The organism is Leisingera thetidis (assembly GCF_025857195.1).
GTDB lineage: Bacteria > Pseudomonadota > Alphaproteobacteria > Rhodobacterales > Rhodobacteraceae > Leisingera > Leisingera thetidis.
On sequence record NZ_CP109787.1, the window covers coordinates 3,787,968 to 3,802,564 of the forward strand.

Genomic DNA, 14,597 nt, shown 5'->3' on the forward strand with positions numbered 1-14,597 from the left:
TCCGGTCAGCCTGCGGGCGGGTCTGCCGGACCGGGCGGCCAAGCCCAGCCGGAAACGTCTGCGCCGCGGAAACGAACGCGCAGCCTGGCGTCAAGGTCCCGCGCCAGCGTTCTGCGGCTGGCCTCCCATTCTTCCCGCAGGATTCCAACCGCGACCATGTCGAAAAACCGGCCTTCTGCGAACCAAGCTGTCCGCATCCTGCCTTCGGTTAGGAAACCGGCCCGTGCTGTCAGTTCCTCGCTGCGGGTGTTGTCGGACCGGTAGTAGGATGTAACGCGATTTAGCCCGATCTGGCGGAAGGCAAAGTCCAGAAGCAGCGCAATCGACCGGATGCCGATGCCGTGCCTGCGCCAGGGCTCATCGATAAAGACGGCGACGACGGCATCACGGTTCACCGCAGAAATATTCTCCAGCCCGGCGATGCCGCACAGCCCGCCTGTTTCTGAGACAATTGCAAACCAGCACTTCCCGGCATCTGCTGCCGCATCCGTTAGCGGGTTCCAAGCCTGTTCAATACCGGCCGCGTTAAGCGGCACCCGCGCTGAGCGGTCGAAACAGGCCAGATCGGCGATATTCCGAAACCAGCCGGCCATTACAGGGAGGTCCCCCGTTTCCAGCGGCCGGAGCCGAAAACCTACTGACTGCCTGTTCGGCATGGGCTGTCCTCTTTTACTTTGCAACATGCCGCATTTCTGGCGCCCGATGCAGCCGGGAGAAGAGCGGTTGCTGGCTTTATACCACATTTCCGGCCGGTCCGGGGGCGCGGGAGACAGGCTCAGGAAAGGGCTTGCCGCTTCGGCATGGGGCAGTCACGTCCAAATTTCGCGCAGGTCATTTGAAGGAAAGCTGCCAGACCGGGACCTTGCCTCTCTGACTGAAGGGAGCAGGCAAGAATTGCAGCAAGAGATGCCTTTTGGGGTTGCGCCTTTGCGGTGCTGTGATTAAACCCCGCCGCAGTGGACCGATAGCTCAGCTGGATAGAGTACTTGACTACGAATCAAGGGGTCGGGGGTTCGAATCCTCCTCGGTCCGCCACTTCCCAAATTGTCGGGCGACCATAGTTTTGCCATTTGCGGCAGAACCTTTCCTTTTTAGTGTCTCCAACATCCCCGCTCACGCCGCCTGTTCCGCCAGTGGCGAAGCCTTCGCTGATTTCACTTCGGAAGACCTCGTGTCTGCCGGAGGGCAAAGCAGGGTGGGCGCAGCCCGGACTGCGGCCGGACGGTGATCTGACACACGGGGCCGGAGCGGTGAAATTGGGAGGGGCCCGCGCCTGGCGCGGGAAGAACCGGATTTCTCCGTGGAGGCTGACGCGCAGCGGCATCAGAACCCGTGCTCAGATTGCCGACCGGACGGCAGGCGGACCAATTAAACGGAAAATGCCGGGCGCGCTAGAGCGGAGCGGAGGCGCGGCTGGCATCTGTGCAAGCGATCGCGGTCTCGTCCGCAATCACATTCTAAATTAGGCAGGAGGGCCAGGAAGAAAGCAGCCGGCGAGATCTTCAACTGCCATTTGCCACGCGGATCACGAACTCACACACAGCCGGACATACCGGACTTACGCGCCAGCAGCGGGTGCAGGTGCAGGAAGCCTAAAACTCTGTTCGCGCCCGCTGCTGTAGGATATCGGCGGCGCGGCAGATTTCCCCAGACCAGACATTCAAGTCCACGTTGTGGGGCGACTGCAAACCGTCCGTTCGCTGGGCAGTAGCCGGAGAAGCGGGACGAGCAGAGAAAGCGTGTCTTCGCTTCGGTCAAACAAGGCCCGGTGCAGTTTGGGAGGTGCCGACGTTGATCGGAGCTCCCTCCGGCCTTCGATGGTCCGCATCTCTAAGGGGCGCCGGTGACCTGCCACTGAACGTTCATCCAGCCGCGACCGGAGCCGGGTTGCTTTTTACGCCGGTCGGCGCAGGTTGAGCAATCGCCCGGCGCGCGGAGCTTTCATCCCGCGCAGCGGGGCGGGCGGTTGCGGTGGCGAGGGTGCGCGCATAATCGGCCGGGGTCAGGCAGTCCAATGCCGAATGCGGGCGTTCCGTGTTGCAGCCGGCCGCCCAGGCAGCGATCACGGCACGCGCATGGGCCAGGTCGCGGAACATGGTCTCGTTGAGCAACGCATCGCGCATTCGCCCGTTGAAACTGTCCACGAAGCCATTCTGCATCGGCCTGCCTGGCGCGATGCAATGCCATTCAGCCCGGTGCCCGGAACACCACCGCAGGATGGCATTACAGGTCAGTTCCGTCCCGTTGCCGCCGGCAATCATCCCGGGCTTGCCGCGGCGCTCGATCAGGACCGTCAATTCACGCGCCACACGGCGGTCCGGGATAGAGGTATCCGGGATCGCTGCCAGGCAGCCGCGGGTGCCATCGTCGACCAGGTCGAGAACGCGGACGCGCTGGCCGGCGGCGAATTGATCCTGGACGAAATCCAATGACCAGCGCGCGTCGGGCCGTGCCTCAACGAGGATCGGGGCTCGTGTGGCGGCCGCCTTGCGCCGGGCCTTTCGCTGGCGCGCGGCCAGCCCCTCCCCGCGGCGGAGCCGATAAATCCGGTTGATCCCCGAAGCTTCTCCCTCTCGGCGCAACAGCACGGAGAGCCGCCCCTCTCATGGTTTGCAAGCAAACCACTGCCGGACAGTGGATAGCCGAACCTGCGGCGCTCATTGGCCAAGTCCCGCAACCGGCCGCGCAGCACCCTGTCCGGCGCACGCCGGGCCTGGGCGCGGACCATCTTGCGATCCGCCCCGGCACTCCGGCACGCCCGCCGTTCCGAGAGCCCAGGCAGGGACCTCAGGTGCGCGGCTGCGTCGCGCTTCGCGGCAGGCGTCACCACTGTTTTGAACCCAGCTCCTTCATCGCGGCGGGATCAAGCTTCTGTTCGGCCAGCAGCGTCTTCAGCTTGGCGTTCTCGTCTTCGAGCGCCTTCAGCCGCTTCGCCTCGGGCACCGTCATGCCGCCGGACTTGGCCTTCCTGTTGCAGAAAGTGTCTTCCGGCATACCGTGCTTGCGGCACAGGTCAGCGCACTTGGCGCCTGCCTCGTGCCCGGCCAGGATGCCGATGATCTGCTCGTCCGAGAACCTTGTCCGCGTCAGTGTCCGTCCTCAGGTTGGGCTGGACTCCAATCGAAGGTGGAGGAAAACCCCCTGGCAGGTCACGCGCTAAAGCCACCATTGGCCGCAGTGGTTTTGACCCGCTACCGCAGTTCTCCTAGCATTTTGGCAATCATGGCATGGCCAGCCGATCTTATCATTGGAGCTCGGTCCAGTACTGTTTGAGAAGAAACTTATGCATCAAGGATGACGGGCGTTAATTCAGAACTTGAAGTTACGTACCGGTTTTTCTTGGACCGACATTGGAAATGCCGGTGGCCGGACGACGTTCTGACAGCAATTGAATGGATGTGAGAGCGGCCCGAAACTGGACTGCTCCCAAAATTCCCCGCATGGTTTCCTGCGCTTGCAAGTTCACTTAAGCAGGCGTTTTTTGTGGCTGCATGATTGCCCACCTTGTCGATCAGTTCAGCAACCGAATCACCACCTGCGGCCAACCGTGCCCTTCCTGCGCTGGAAGGTTTGCGGATCTTTCCTGGCGCCTGCGATCCGGCCGGGAGATGGAGGGGAAACGCCTCTGAAACACGCCAATTTGCGCTCGAAATGCATGATTGCCGTCTTGACGCGCGGCAGTCCCGTCATGAGAAATACCCTCATGGCGTTTCTGGCACATATTTTCCAGCTGATCAGGGTGACTGCTGCATTTGCAATGATCCTTGCGTTGGGATTTTCTCTGCCATCCGCCGCGCACACCATCGCGGGCCATCACGGCAATGCCGCGGTCTCGCAAACCGGGGAGAGCTATGCCGGTGCAGCCAGGCATGGCACGGGGCATGACGCAACCCAGACCGGCGCGCACCATGGCCAGGATAAATCTCAGACCAGCGACATCGGGAGCTGCTGTTCAGGCTCCTGCATGGCGGATGCGGTGCTGACCTTTTTGCCGGGGAAAACCTCCCTGGCGGAACCTGTACGGTGGAAGCAGAAGAATGCGCAGCTGCCGTCTCGCGAACAGCTCGCACTCCTGCGCCCGCCGAGAGCCTGAGGCATCTAAACCGTTTCAACGGGTACTAACCATCTCCTGCACGCAATTGCAGGAACCGTGCAGATATTCCTCAGGAAAACCACATGAAATCTCTCTTTCTGGCCGGGGCAGGCGCCCTGCTGCTGGGGGCGTGCGCCAGGACACCGGCTGCGCTGCCCGATACCACAGCTCTGCAAACTACCGCCGCGCAATCCGGCCCATACCGCGCCCTGAATTACCAATCTCCCCTCTCGGGTTTTGAAACTTACGACCCAAGCGGCCCTGCATCTTGGCGAGGCGTCAACGAGCAGCAGCAGGAGAACAATTGATGTCAGCGAAAACTTGGCGCCTCCTGGCGCTGCCCTTGGTGCTGGCTGCCTGCACGGCTGCGGTGCCGGAGAAATTCACCAGTCCGCAGGCCGGGTTTGAAGAGGTCGCCAGCCAGACCTCGGCCGCTATCGGCAAGCGCACGGCCTTTGCCCAGACACAGGCCCAGAACCAGGCGCTGGCCAAGGAAGTCCGCCTGCTGGTCCACGGCAAGACGATCTCGGCTGAAACTGCGGTGCAGGCCGCGCTTCTGAACAACAAGGGGCTGCAGGTGTCTTATGCCGCGGTTGGGCTTTCGGCGGTCGGCGTCTGGCAGCAGATGACGCCAGAGAACCCGGTGGTCTCGATCGGCCTGATGGGGATCGGCGCGCCGGAGCTGGGCCTGTACCGGGCGCTGGAATCCACCATCGCCGTGAACCTGCTGGACGTGCAGACCCGCAAGCAGCGTATTGCTGTAGCCGAGGCGCAGTTTCAGCAGGCGCAGCTGAACGCGGTGAACGATACTCTGGCGCTTGCGGGGCAGACCCGGCGGGCCTGGATCAATGCGGTGGCGGCCTTTGAGCGGCTGAGCTATCTGCGCCAGGCCAGCGGAACAGCGGCAGCGGGAGCAGAGCTGGCCAGCCAGCTCGGCAAGACCGGCGCACTGAACAAGGCGGGACAGGCGCGGGAGTTTGCCTTCAATGCCGAGCTTGCGGGGCAAGTGGCCCGTGCCCGGCTGGAGGCGCAGCTTGCCAAGGAGGAGCTGACGCGCCTGATGGGCCTGTGGGGCAGCGATGCCAACTACTATGTTCCGGATGCGTTGCCGCCATTGCCAAAGTCGCAGCCGCGGGTTGCGTCGATCGAAGCGGCGGCGTTGACAAACCGCGTCGATCTGAAGGTCGCCAGGCTCGGGCTGGAAGCGCAGGCCCGCGCCTTCGGCCTGACAGACCGGACCCGGCTGGTCACTGACCTGGAGCTGATTGCCGGCTTCGAGGCCGAGCGTGAACGCGAGGACGGGGCGACGGAAACCGAGACCCTGCCGCAACTGGAACTGGAGTTCGCCATACCGGTCTTTGACACCGGCAAGGCACGGATGCGCAAGGCGGAGCTCGCTTATTTGCAGGCGGCCAACGCATTGGCGGAACGGGCAGTCAATGTCCGCTCAGAGGCCCGCAGTGCAGAGCTGGCCTATCACTCCTCCTATGAGATCGCGCGCCATTACCGCGATGTGCTGGTGCCGCTGCGCAAGACAATCGAGGAGGAAGGCCTGCTCAGCTACAACGGCATGATCACCAGCACCTTCGAACTGCTGACGGACGTGCGCGAAAAGCTGACGGGCTCGCTGGAGGCGGCCAATGCCAAGCGCGATTTCTGGCTGGCCCAGGCGAATGTAAGTGCCGCGATCTACGGCGGCGGCACAAGTTCATCCCCGCAAGACGGCAGTGCCGAAATCGCCGCTGGCGGCGATGCAGGCCATTGAAAGGATCAAAGGACATGATGAACAGACGTCAAATGCTTGGGGCCGGCGCTGCAGGTGCTGCGCTGGTCTCCGGCCAGGCCTGGGGCCAGACCTCCAACATGGGCCTGCCCGAAGCCGCCACGATGGACACGGCCGCCACCCAGCCGCCGCTGGCCCCGGTCTCCGGTCCCGATTACACCCCGGTGGTGACCCTGAACGGCTGGACCCTGCCGTTCCGGATGAACAACGGGGTGAAGGAGTTCCACCTGGTCGCGGAACCGGTCGAGCGCGAGCTGGCCGAGGGCATGATCGCCCATCTGTGGGGCTACAACGGCCAGTCCACCGGCCCCACCATCGAGGCGGTGGAGGGCGACCGGGTCCGCATCTTTGTGACCAACAAGCTGCCGGAGCATACCTCGGTGCATTGGCACGGGATGATCCTGCCCTCCGGCATGGACGGGGTCGGCGGGCTCAGCCATCCCGGCATCCCGCCGGGCAAGACCTATGTCTATGAGTTCGACCTGATCAAGTCCGGCACCTTCATGTACCATCCGCACGCGGATGAGATGGTGCAGATGGCGATGGGGATGATGGGGATGTTCATCGTGCATCCCAAGGATCCGTCCTTCATGCCGGTGGATCGGGATTTCCTGATCATGCTGAACGCCTTCGACATCGACCCGGGCTCTTACGTGCCGCGGGTGATGGAGATGACGGACTTCAACCTGTGGTGCTGGAACAGCCGGATTTTCCCGGACATCGACCCGTTGGTGGTCAATCAGGGCGACCGGGTGCGGGTCAGGGTCGGCAACCTGACCATGACCAACCATCCCATCCACATGCACGGCTATGACTTCGAGGTCACCTGCACCGATGGCGGCTGGGTGCCCGAAAACGCCCGCTGGCCGGAGGTGTCGATCGACATCCCGGTCGGCGCCATGCGGGCCTATGAGTTCGACGCCGTGCATCCGGGGGACTGGGCGATCCACTGCCACAAGTCGCACCACACGATGAATGCGATGGGTCACGACGTGCCGACCTTCATCGGCACCGACAAGCGCAAGCTGGCCGGCCAGATCCGCAAGCTGCAGCCGGAATACATGCCGATGGGCACCGCCGGCATGGCCGACATGGGCGAGATGACGATGCCGCTGCCCGACAACACCGTGCCGATGATGGCCGGCTGGGGCCCGCACGGGCCGCTGGAGATGGGCGGCATGTTCTCGGTCGTGAAGGTGCGCGAGGGCATCGAGGCCGGCGATTACAGCGATCCCGGCTGGTACGAAAACCCGCCGGGCACCGAGGCGTACGAATGGACCGGCGAACTGCCGGAGCCTGCCCGCGCCGAGGACGCGCAAACCCGCATTTCCCCGAAACCAACCGCCAAGGGCTGACCGGCCCCAGGACCCAACCAAACTTTATGAGGAGACAGACATGACCAAGTTCCTATCGGCAGCCCTGCTTGCAACCCTGACAGCTGCACCGGCCTTTGCCGCCGGCAGCCACGGCGGCGGCCACCATGACGAGATGGCAGTCGGCAAGCCCGGCGAGGCCGCCCGTGCGGACCGCGAAATCGCCGTCACCATGAAGGAGACCGATGACGGCGAGATGCTGTTTGAGCCCTCCAGCTTCTCCTTTGCCAAGGGCGAGACGGTGCAATTCGTGATCACCAACGCCGGGGAGCTGGAGCATGAGTTCGTGCTGGACACGGCAGAGCGCAATGTTCTCCACAAGGAGCTGATGGCCAAGATGGACATGGAGCATGACGACCCGAACTCGGTGCGCCTGGATCCGGGTGCCGCCGGTGAAATCGTCTGGACCTTCTCCAACCCCGGCACATTCGAGTTTGCCTGCCTGATCCCCGGCCATTATGAAGCCGGCATGCATGGACCGGTTGCCGTGCTGGCGGATGGGGGCGGCACCTTTACCGCGGGCACGGTGAAAAAAGTCGACGCCAAATCCGGCAAGGTCACCATCCTGCACGAAGAACTGGTGGACCTGGACATGCCCGCGATGACCATGGTGTTCCGGGTCGCCGATGACGCGATGCTGGACCAGCTGAAGGCTGGCGAGGCCATCGAGTTTGTTGCCGAGCGGATCAAGGGCAAGCTGACCGTGACGGCGCTGAAATAAGTTAGGGCGGGAGGCGGGCCATCCCGCCTCCCGGATTTCGGACCAGAGATTTCGGATGCCTGAGGGGCTCTTGCCGCTGAGGCAAACGCCCGGCTTCGCCGCGAGCCTCTTGCGCTTGACCGGGTTGAATTGGTCTGTTCCGGACTTCAGCACGCTGTGCCGCCGTCAAAACACGGCTGAACGTGAACCTCCAGGATCGTGGCGCCGAGGGTCCTCTGAATCTCCTGATCCCCTCTCGGGACATTGCTGCGCATTGCCCTGCCGGGCAGCGGACAGCACCGGCATCAAAGCCGTGGGCGACGTGAATGGAATGCCCGCAAGCACCCTCTCGCACATGCCGAGCCTGTGCTGCCGGGCAGCGCGTGGTCCCAAACGCCGTATTTGGCGCCAGAGACACCTTGGGATCGACGAGGAAACGCTAACGCGGGCTGTCGAGATCACCAGCAGCACCGTCGGAGATGCTCCCGTGCTGCCGGAGCTTCTGGATCAAATCCCGCCAGAACAGCAGATCGGCTCAGTCACAGCGGACGGGGCCTGCGACACCCGCAATTACCACGAGGCGATTGCTGTCCGGAACGCCGATGCCGCTCGCCATTGGGCTTGAACCAATGGCGCCTCAATGGCTTGCTGCCGCCGCGCAAGAACGCCAGGCCCCGGAAACCGGCGAGCATCGGCGTCCCTCTCGGCAGATTTCTTTCTGAAACCGCCTGCCCGGCCAAATCGGCTTCAGAATGCTGCTGCGAGGCCCGTCTCATCCGCCGTTTGCTGCGACGGCACGATCCCTAACCAAGCGAACTCACGGAGTCGGGCCAAACCAGGCTTTTTCTCCCCAGCGCCGATGTCCACTTAATGTCAGAAAGCGGAAGTGCAGACTCGCATTGGTATGCCACCGGCGGAGGCCGTCTGACGAGATGACGGTGCTGGTGATAAGTCCGGCCCTATGGTCGGCCATAAGTTCAGACCTGAGATCGACGTCCTTTCCGCCGCGGATACGCCGCGCCGGCGGCACTGGAGCGATGCCGGCAAGATCCGGATCGTGGAGGAGAGCTTTGTGGGGCACCGTCAGGTGGCCGCAACTGCGCGGCGGCACGGTGTGTCGCGTTCGCTGCTGGCAATATCGCGGCGGCGAGCTGGGCGGCAAGACGGCGCCTGCGTTCATCCCGCTGTCGATCTCGCTGAAGCGCCTGCGGCGGCTCCAGCAGTGCAGCAGGGTCTCGGACGCGACCCGCATGCGGGTGAGATCTTCTGCGTCCGGGGCGCAAGGGCGACTTGGTCAAACTGCTTTGGCACGATGGTGCCGGCATGCCGCTCTACACCAAACGGCTGGAAACGGGAAAGTTCATCCGGCCGGCCAGCGGGACCGGCGAAGCGGTGCAGATCTCCGCGGCCCAGCTCGGATACCTGCTGGAGGGGATCGGCCGGCGCAATCCGCGCTGGACACAACGCCCTGCAAAGGCGGGATAAATTGGTCTCATCAGCCTTATTTACATAGGTTTTGCGGGGCGCGCGTGGCAGGTCCCGGCGATGTCAGATGCCGCTTCCGAGATTGCCGGATTGCGCGCCGCACTTGCGGCATCGGAAGCACGTGCCGAAGCTGCCGGGACCGAATTTGCGCAGGTCCGGGCGGCGGTCTCGGCCTCCGAGGCGATGATCAAGCATCTCCGGCGCGAGATCGCCAAACTCCGGCGCGAACAATATGGCCGCAGCTCGGAACGGCGTGCCCGCTTGACCGGCCAGATGGAGATGCCGCTCGAGGAGCTCGAAGCTGCGGCCGCCGAGGATGAGATCGCGGCGATGAGGCTGACGAAGACCGCGGCCGTGGCCGGCTTCGAACGCCGCCGGCGCCTGGGGCTACGAAGAGTTCCTCGAAGCCCCCGCCGATCCCGGCCACGCGCAACACGAGGACATGATCCGCTGGCCGGGCGGGGCCTTTGATCCCGACGATGCCAAGGCCGACAGGATCGTCGAGCGGCTTAACCAGCTTGCAAAGAAAGCGGCGCCGCGGCCCCCCCCCCCAAGGGCACGACCTGAGAACTGCCCACGTCCGCGGTCCACACCGGATGGTTACTCGCATTGGGAAAACCGGCGCGCCACAAATGGCTGCACAGCTGGCGCTCACAGGAGCGCCAGCTGTGTAGCCCGGGTCATGTCAGCTTTCCGGTGCCGGGGTGAAACGTGGCTTTGGTGCCTGAGAGCTTCGGAGCCACCGAGAAGACACTTTTGCATGCGGCCGTAAATGCCTTGTTGGGTTCACCTTTCAAAAACGAATTGGCGGTCCACTCTTTGCCAAGTTTAATATGGTAACTCGTCACCTTAGCTCCTTTTGCGTGGACTGATTTAAAGGCCTTGTCCAGCTTCCCTTTCGCCGCTTTTAACGGCTTCGCGTCGATAGTTATGTTCTCAGCCGGGCCACTGCGGCAGGAAGTCGTTACCAGATGGTACATTGAGCCGACTTTCTTGTTCTTGTCATACGCCACAAGACAGACGCAATCTCCCAGACTCGATGTCTCAAGCGGGTCGTATTGGTCGCTATGCCCAATCCCGCCGATTTTAACATTCACTTTTCCCATGGATGAGTACCTCAGATAAAATTTCTATATTCACCTGCACGCTGCCGGTTTCAGCCACAAAGCTCTCAAGCAGCCTGCTTGAAGTGCGCCAATACACAATCTTCACGCATGTTGAACCGCGCGCACGACCGGAATGCGGTGGCGCCTTTTCCATAATGTGGCAGCTGCTCTTATATTCGGTTAAGAGGCTCGTCACTTCGGCCCTTCACACACGTCCGGTAAAGACGCTCAGTCGCGAGGCCGGTGATGTCTTTTATGCTGACGAACGCAGCATCACCCAGGGCCCCGGCCACCTGCTGAATGGCGGCTTTTGCGGCCCATTGCGGACATTCGCCCCCCTGTCGCGCGCCCCGGCACAGCTTCGCCAGACCGGCCATTCGCCGCGGTTGCAAAGTTGAGGCGGTGACAAACTCACACGCCGAGGGCATAAAGCCGTTGCCATGAGCCATGATGTTAGCCAGCGCATACAGTGGCGCTGCTCAATCTTGATGTTCGACGGACCCCACGTTCCCGATCGCGCCGCCGAAGCGGACTTCAGCCGGTTGCGCAAGAAAGGGTCCGAAGCCACATGGACCAGGCCGGTGTTCCTGCTTGCCAAACCAGTGGAAACGTAAACCTGCCTGAAGGAGCCCACATAGCGGCAAAACAGAGGTTTCGTTGAAAGTTCGTGCCCGAAATGGCATGGTTAGACATTATGCTGAAGTTGTTCTCATTCGCTTTGGCCCTGCTGGCCTTAAGTGCCTTTGTTTCGCTGCAGCCGGAACCTGGCACGGAAACGGCTTACCTCACTCATCCTGTCGAGTACGGGCCGCTGGCCGAGAGTGTGACAGCAACCGGCACGCTGGACGCTTTGGTGAAAATCGATATCAGCTCGCAGGTTTCCGGCCGGGTTGCAGAAGTCAAAGCCGGGTTCAACAGCCGCGTGGCAAAAGGACAGCCCCTGGCCATAATTGACCGGGAAGGATTTCAGGCGCGCGTGGAAGAGGCCCGGGCCGCGGTCGAAATCGCCATGGCTGCAGTTGATGTGCAAAGCGCGACCCAGGAAAAGGCGGCAGTAGAGATCAAGGCCGCCACGCTTGAGCAGGAGGTATTCCGGGCCAGGATCGATCAGGCCTCTGCCGACTTATCGGTTGCGCAAGCACGGCTGGCCCGAAAGGAAGCCCTGCGGAGAAATGGCAATGTCGCTTCCGCTGAAGTGGAAGATGATCAGGGTGCTGTACAAAGCGCCGAAGCGCGGCTGCGCGAAGCGGAGGCGCAGCTGGCGGCCAGCGGCCCGAGAGTCGAGGCCGCAAGGGCGGAACATGCCAGGGCCAAAGCGGAACTCGCTGGCGCACGCGCGAATGTGCCCCAGCGCCAGGCGGCTTTGCAGCTTGCGCTGGTCGAATTGGAACGCACGACAATACGGGCACCGATCGACGGGGTGGTCATTGACCGCAGTATCGATGAAGGACAGACGGTTGCTGCAACACTTGAAGCGCCTAAACTATTCACGATTGCCAAGGAACTGAGCAGGATGGTGGTGCATGTCAGCGTCGACGAAACCGATATCGGGCGCCTTCGGACTGGTCAATCCGCAGTCTTTTCCGTTGACGCTTATCCTGCACAGCGGTTCTCGGGAACCGTGAGCGAGATCAGGAAATCGGCCAGAGTATTCCAGAATATCGTCACCTATACGGTTGTCCTGAATACAGAGAACCCGGATGAGCTGCTGTTCCCCGGCATGACTGCTTTAGTGGATATCACAATCCGCGAAACCGCTCCTGCGCTGAAAGTGCCGACCAGCGTATTTGCCTTCCACCCCTCTCAGGAAGCCTTGGCCGCCAGCGGCGGCAGAGCATCGGTTATCTGGCGCCTGGATCCGTCAGGCAGGCCGGAGCCGGTGGAAGTCATTGCCGGTGAGCAGGACGCAAGCCATACGGCAGTTGCCTCAGATCGGCTGCAGGACGGCGATCTGGTCATCAGCAGTGAAATCAGGACAGAATCCGGCAGCCGCCTGACGCGGTTCATGCGGAACTGGCAGTAGATCGGATGTTCGTCGAGGCCGTGAACATTTGCAGAAGCTACCAAAGCGGCAAATCGCGCATCGACGCTGTGAAGAACTGCTCTTTTTCCATAGCGGAGGGTGAATTTCTGGCCATAACCGGCCCAAGCGGTTCAGGCAAATCAACCCTGATGGCCATTCTGGGGTTGCTGGAGCGCCCAAGCTCCGGCGCCTTCCGGGTTTTCGGCCGCAACACCGAGACCATGCCGGCGGACACCAGGGCGAAGCTTAGGAACCGGGAATTCGGCTTTGTGTTTCAGTCCTATAACCTGCTGCCACGGCTGACGGCGCTGGAGAATGTGGAACTGCCGATGGTCTATGCCGGAGTGCGGGCGGGCAGGCGCAGGAAACGGGCGCTCGAGCTGCTGGATACGGTTGGCCTCGCGGACCGTGGAACCCATTTTCCCAATCAGCTCTCCGGTGGCGAGCAGCAGCGGATCGCAATTGTGCGGGCGCTGGCCAATGGCCCCCGGCTGATCCTGGCTGATGAACCGACGGGAGCCCTTGACAGCGAAAAGGGCTTGCAGGTTCTTTCCCTGTTTCAGGAAATCAACCAGACCGGGCGGACCGTCGCCGTCATTACCCATGACGAGGATATCGCCCGCCGCGCAAACCGCATCCTGCGAATGAAGGATGGCCGGATCATCGCAGATGAGAGAGTGGCACATCCGCTCACCCGGACAGAAGCAAGCACCGCTGCACAGCCCCTGCGGCATCCAGGCCTATCAGGCACAGCCAGCGGCGAGGCTGCGGAGCACGCCGCCCGGATCGGAGGCGGTGATGCCGATTTATGAAAGCCTGAAGATAGCCTTGCGGGCGCTCCGGGCAAATCTCCTGCGCAGTTTCCTGACCATGCTGGGCATCATAGTGGGGGTTTCCTCGGTCGTGGCAATGGTGGCTTTTGCCAGCGGAGCACAGCGGGAGATCGACCGCCAGATCGAGACGCTTGGAGCCAATGTCCTGATGATCGTTCCGGAACTGAACCGGGGGGCGGATGCGAAGGCGGGCCTGTACCAGGCCGCCATCCTGCGGGAATCTGATGCAGATGCGATTGATGTGCATGTCCCTCAGGTCATTGCCACGGCGCCATCTGTCCGGGCCGAATTGCAGGTGATTCACAAGAGCAGGAACACCTGGGTGACCGTCAACGGCACAACCGCACGGTATTTCCCCATTCGCGAATGGCCTTTGAGCCGCGGCCGGCCGTTCTCCGGCAAGGAGCAGTCAAACGGCGGCAAGGTGGCACTGCTGGGAACCGACACTGCTGAAAAACTGTTCGGTGACAGCGAGCCGGTCGGCCAGACGATCCGGATCCTCTCGGTGCCGTTTGAGGTCATCGGCATCCTGGCCGAAAAGGGAACTTCCGGCGCGGGGCGTGCCCAGGACGACATTATCTTCATTCCGATCAGCACCGCGCAAAGACGGCTGTTCGGCAGCGCAAACATGGTTCACCGCGGGTCTGTCGACTATATTCTTGCCAAGGCGTCCTCGACCGGGTCCGTGAAGCTGGCAGAGCGCGAAATCACCAGCCTGCTGCGTCAAAGGCACCGCATCCAGGCCAGCCGGTCAAACGATTTCCGAATTGTCGATCCCGCGGCCCTGATGAAAGCCCAGCATGCGGCTTCCCGCACCATTGGCTGGCTGCTTGCCGGGATTGCCGGCGTATCCCTGGTCGTGGGCGGGATCAGCATCATGAACATCATGCTGGTGTCGGTCACCGAACGAACCCGCGAGATCGGATTGCGCATTGCTGTGGGCGCGCGATCCAAGGATGTTCAGTTCCAGTTCCTGATGGAGGCGGTGCTCTTGTGTTTCCTTGGGGGGATGATCGGGTTGGCAGCAGGTGCAGGCGTGGCATTTGCCGCGGGCAAGCTGGCGGGCTGGCCGGTGTTCCTCAGCCCGCTGTCGCTGATCGGTGCAGTTGGCCTGGCCTCGGCCGTGGGGGTGTTCTTCGGTTTCTTCCCCGCCCGCCGCGCCTCCCGGCTGGATCCGGTGACAGCCTTGCGGGGAGAGTGA

Annotated in this window: 11 protein-coding genes, 1 tRNA gene and 5 pseudogenes; 14 read left to right on the forward strand and 3 right to left on the reverse strand. The window is 62.4% G+C overall.

What is annotated here, in order from left to right; all coding sequences use genetic code 11:
• Positions 1-5: 5 nt before the first annotated feature.
• On the reverse strand, positions 6-593 hold the full coding sequence (locus OKQ63_RS18250) for a GNAT family N-acetyltransferase (protein WP_264211451.1): 588 nt from the start codon (positions 591-593) through the stop codon (positions 6-8).
• 365 nt (positions 594-958) lie between these two features.
• Between OKQ63_RS18250 and OKQ63_RS18255 the strand changes: the two genes are divergently transcribed.
• A tRNA-Arg gene (locus OKQ63_RS18255) sits at positions 959-1,035 on the forward strand.
• 827 nt (positions 1,036-1,862) lie between these two features.
• Here the strand turns inward: OKQ63_RS18255 and OKQ63_RS18260 are convergent.
• A pseudogene (locus OKQ63_RS18260) lies at positions 1,863-3,090 on the reverse strand (IS3 family transposase).
• A 391-nt stretch (positions 3,091-3,481) separates the two neighbouring features.
• Here OKQ63_RS18260 and OKQ63_RS18265 point away from each other — a divergent pair.
• The 10 genes and pseudogenes from OKQ63_RS18265 to OKQ63_RS18310 form a co-directional block, all read left to right on the forward strand.
• Positions 3,482-4,093: a hypothetical protein gene (locus tag OKQ63_RS18265; protein ID WP_264211452.1), complete on the forward strand. Its 612-nt coding sequence runs from the start codon at positions 3,482-3,484 to the stop codon at positions 4,091-4,093.
• Between the two features lie 83 nt (positions 4,094-4,176).
• Positions 4,177-4,401 (forward strand): hypothetical protein, encoded by a 225-nt coding sequence (locus OKQ63_RS18270; RefSeq protein ID WP_264211453.1) that lies wholly within the window; start codon positions 4,177-4,179, stop codon positions 4,399-4,401.
• Positions 4,401-5,858, forward strand: coding sequence for a TolC family protein (locus OKQ63_RS18275; RefSeq protein ID WP_264211454.1), 1,458 nt, complete (start codon positions 4,401-4,403; stop codon positions 5,856-5,858). The genes OKQ63_RS18270 and OKQ63_RS18275 overlap by 1 nt, the downstream gene beginning before the upstream one ends.
• 14 nt (positions 5,859-5,872) lie before the next feature.
• Complete coding sequence (locus OKQ63_RS18280) at positions 5,873-7,231, forward strand: multicopper oxidase family protein (protein WP_264211455.1); 1,359 nt, start codon at positions 5,873-5,875, stop codon at positions 7,229-7,231.
• A 40-nt stretch (positions 7,232-7,271) separates the two neighbouring features.
• Positions 7,272-7,970, forward strand: a complete 699-nt coding sequence (locus OKQ63_RS18285) for a copper-binding protein (RefSeq protein ID WP_264211456.1) — start codon at positions 7,272-7,274, stop codon at positions 7,968-7,970.
• A 70-nt stretch (positions 7,971-8,040) separates the two neighbouring features.
• Positions 8,041-8,645: pseudogene (locus tag OKQ63_RS18290) on the forward strand (transposase); the annotation flags it as partial.
• Between the two features lie 265 nt (positions 8,646-8,910).
• Positions 8,911-9,042: pseudogene (locus tag OKQ63_RS18295) on the forward strand (IS66-like element accessory protein TnpA); the annotation flags it as partial.
• A gap of 230 nt (positions 9,043-9,272) precedes the next feature.
• Positions 9,273-9,434, forward strand: coding sequence for an IS66 family insertion sequence element accessory protein TnpB (gene tnpB, locus OKQ63_RS18300; RefSeq protein WP_264211457.1), 162 nt, complete (start codon positions 9,273-9,275; stop codon positions 9,432-9,434).
• Between the two features lie 60 nt (positions 9,435-9,494).
• Positions 9,495-9,812, forward strand: a pseudogene (locus tag OKQ63_RS18305) (IS66 family transposase); the annotation flags it as partial.
• Between the two features lie 40 nt (positions 9,813-9,852).
• Positions 9,853-10,206: pseudogene (locus tag OKQ63_RS18310) on the forward strand (hypothetical protein); the annotation flags it as partial.
• Here OKQ63_RS18310 and OKQ63_RS18315 read toward each other — a convergent pair.
• Entirely contained in the window at positions 10,115-10,540 is a 426-nt protein-coding gene (locus tag OKQ63_RS18315; protein ID WP_264211458.1) for a hypothetical protein, read from the reverse strand. The pseudogene OKQ63_RS18310 and the gene OKQ63_RS18315 sit on opposite strands and share 92 nt — an antisense overlap.
• Positions 10,541-11,216: 676 nt before the next feature.
• Between OKQ63_RS18315 and OKQ63_RS18320 the strand changes: the two genes are divergently transcribed.
• Genes OKQ63_RS18320 through OKQ63_RS18330 form a run of 3 tightly spaced genes read left to right on the forward strand, consistent with a single transcriptional unit; the run spans position 11,217 to position 14,597 of the window.
• Positions 11,217-12,563 (forward strand): efflux RND transporter periplasmic adaptor subunit, encoded by a 1,347-nt coding sequence (locus OKQ63_RS18320; protein ID WP_264213948.1) that lies wholly within the window; start codon positions 11,217-11,219, stop codon positions 12,561-12,563.
• Between the two features lie 5 nt (positions 12,564-12,568).
• Positions 12,569-13,375 (forward strand): ABC transporter ATP-binding protein, encoded by an 807-nt coding sequence (locus tag OKQ63_RS18325; RefSeq protein ID WP_264211459.1) that lies wholly within the window; start codon positions 12,569-12,571, stop codon positions 13,373-13,375.
• Entirely contained in the window at positions 13,362-14,597 is a 1,236-nt protein-coding gene (locus OKQ63_RS18330) for an ABC transporter permease (RefSeq protein WP_264211460.1), read from the forward strand. Before OKQ63_RS18325 ends, OKQ63_RS18330 begins: the two co-directional genes overlap by 14 nt.

Excerpts from the sequence above, each read along its gene's own strand:
- OKQ63_RS18330 (WP_264211460.1), top strand. The coding sequence starts at position 13,362 with ATGCCGATTTATGAAAGCCTGAAGATAGCCTTGCGGGCGCTCCGGGCA.
- OKQ63_RS18320 (WP_264213948.1), top strand. The coding sequence starts at position 11,217 with ATGGCATGGTTAGACATTATGCTGAAGTTGTTCTCATTCGCTTTGGCC.
- OKQ63_RS18270 (WP_264211453.1), top strand. The coding sequence starts at position 4,177 with ATGAAATCTCTCTTTCTGGCCGGGGCAGGCGCCCTGCTGCTGGGGGCG.
- OKQ63_RS18325 (WP_264211459.1), top strand. The coding sequence starts at position 12,569 with ATGTTCGTCGAGGCCGTGAACATTTGCAGAAGCTACCAAAGCGGCAAA.
- OKQ63_RS18250 (WP_264211451.1), bottom strand. The coding sequence starts at position 593 with ATGGCCGGCTGGTTTCGGAATATCGCCGATCTGGCCTGTTTCGACCGC.
- OKQ63_RS18275 (WP_264211454.1), top strand. The coding sequence starts at position 4,401 with ATGTCAGCGAAAACTTGGCGCCTCCTGGCGCTGCCCTTGGTGCTGGCT.
- OKQ63_RS18280 (WP_264211455.1), top strand. The coding sequence starts at position 5,873 with ATGATGAACAGACGTCAAATGCTTGGGGCCGGCGCTGCAGGTGCTGCG.
- tnpB (WP_264211457.1), top strand. The coding sequence starts at position 9,273 with ATGCCGCTCTACACCAAACGGCTGGAAACGGGAAAGTTCATCCGGCCG.
- OKQ63_RS18315 (WP_264211458.1), bottom strand. The coding sequence starts at position 10,540 with ATGGGAAAAGTGAATGTTAAAATCGGCGGGATTGGGCATAGCGACCAA.
- OKQ63_RS18285 (WP_264211456.1), top strand. The coding sequence starts at position 7,272 with ATGACCAAGTTCCTATCGGCAGCCCTGCTTGCAACCCTGACAGCTGCA.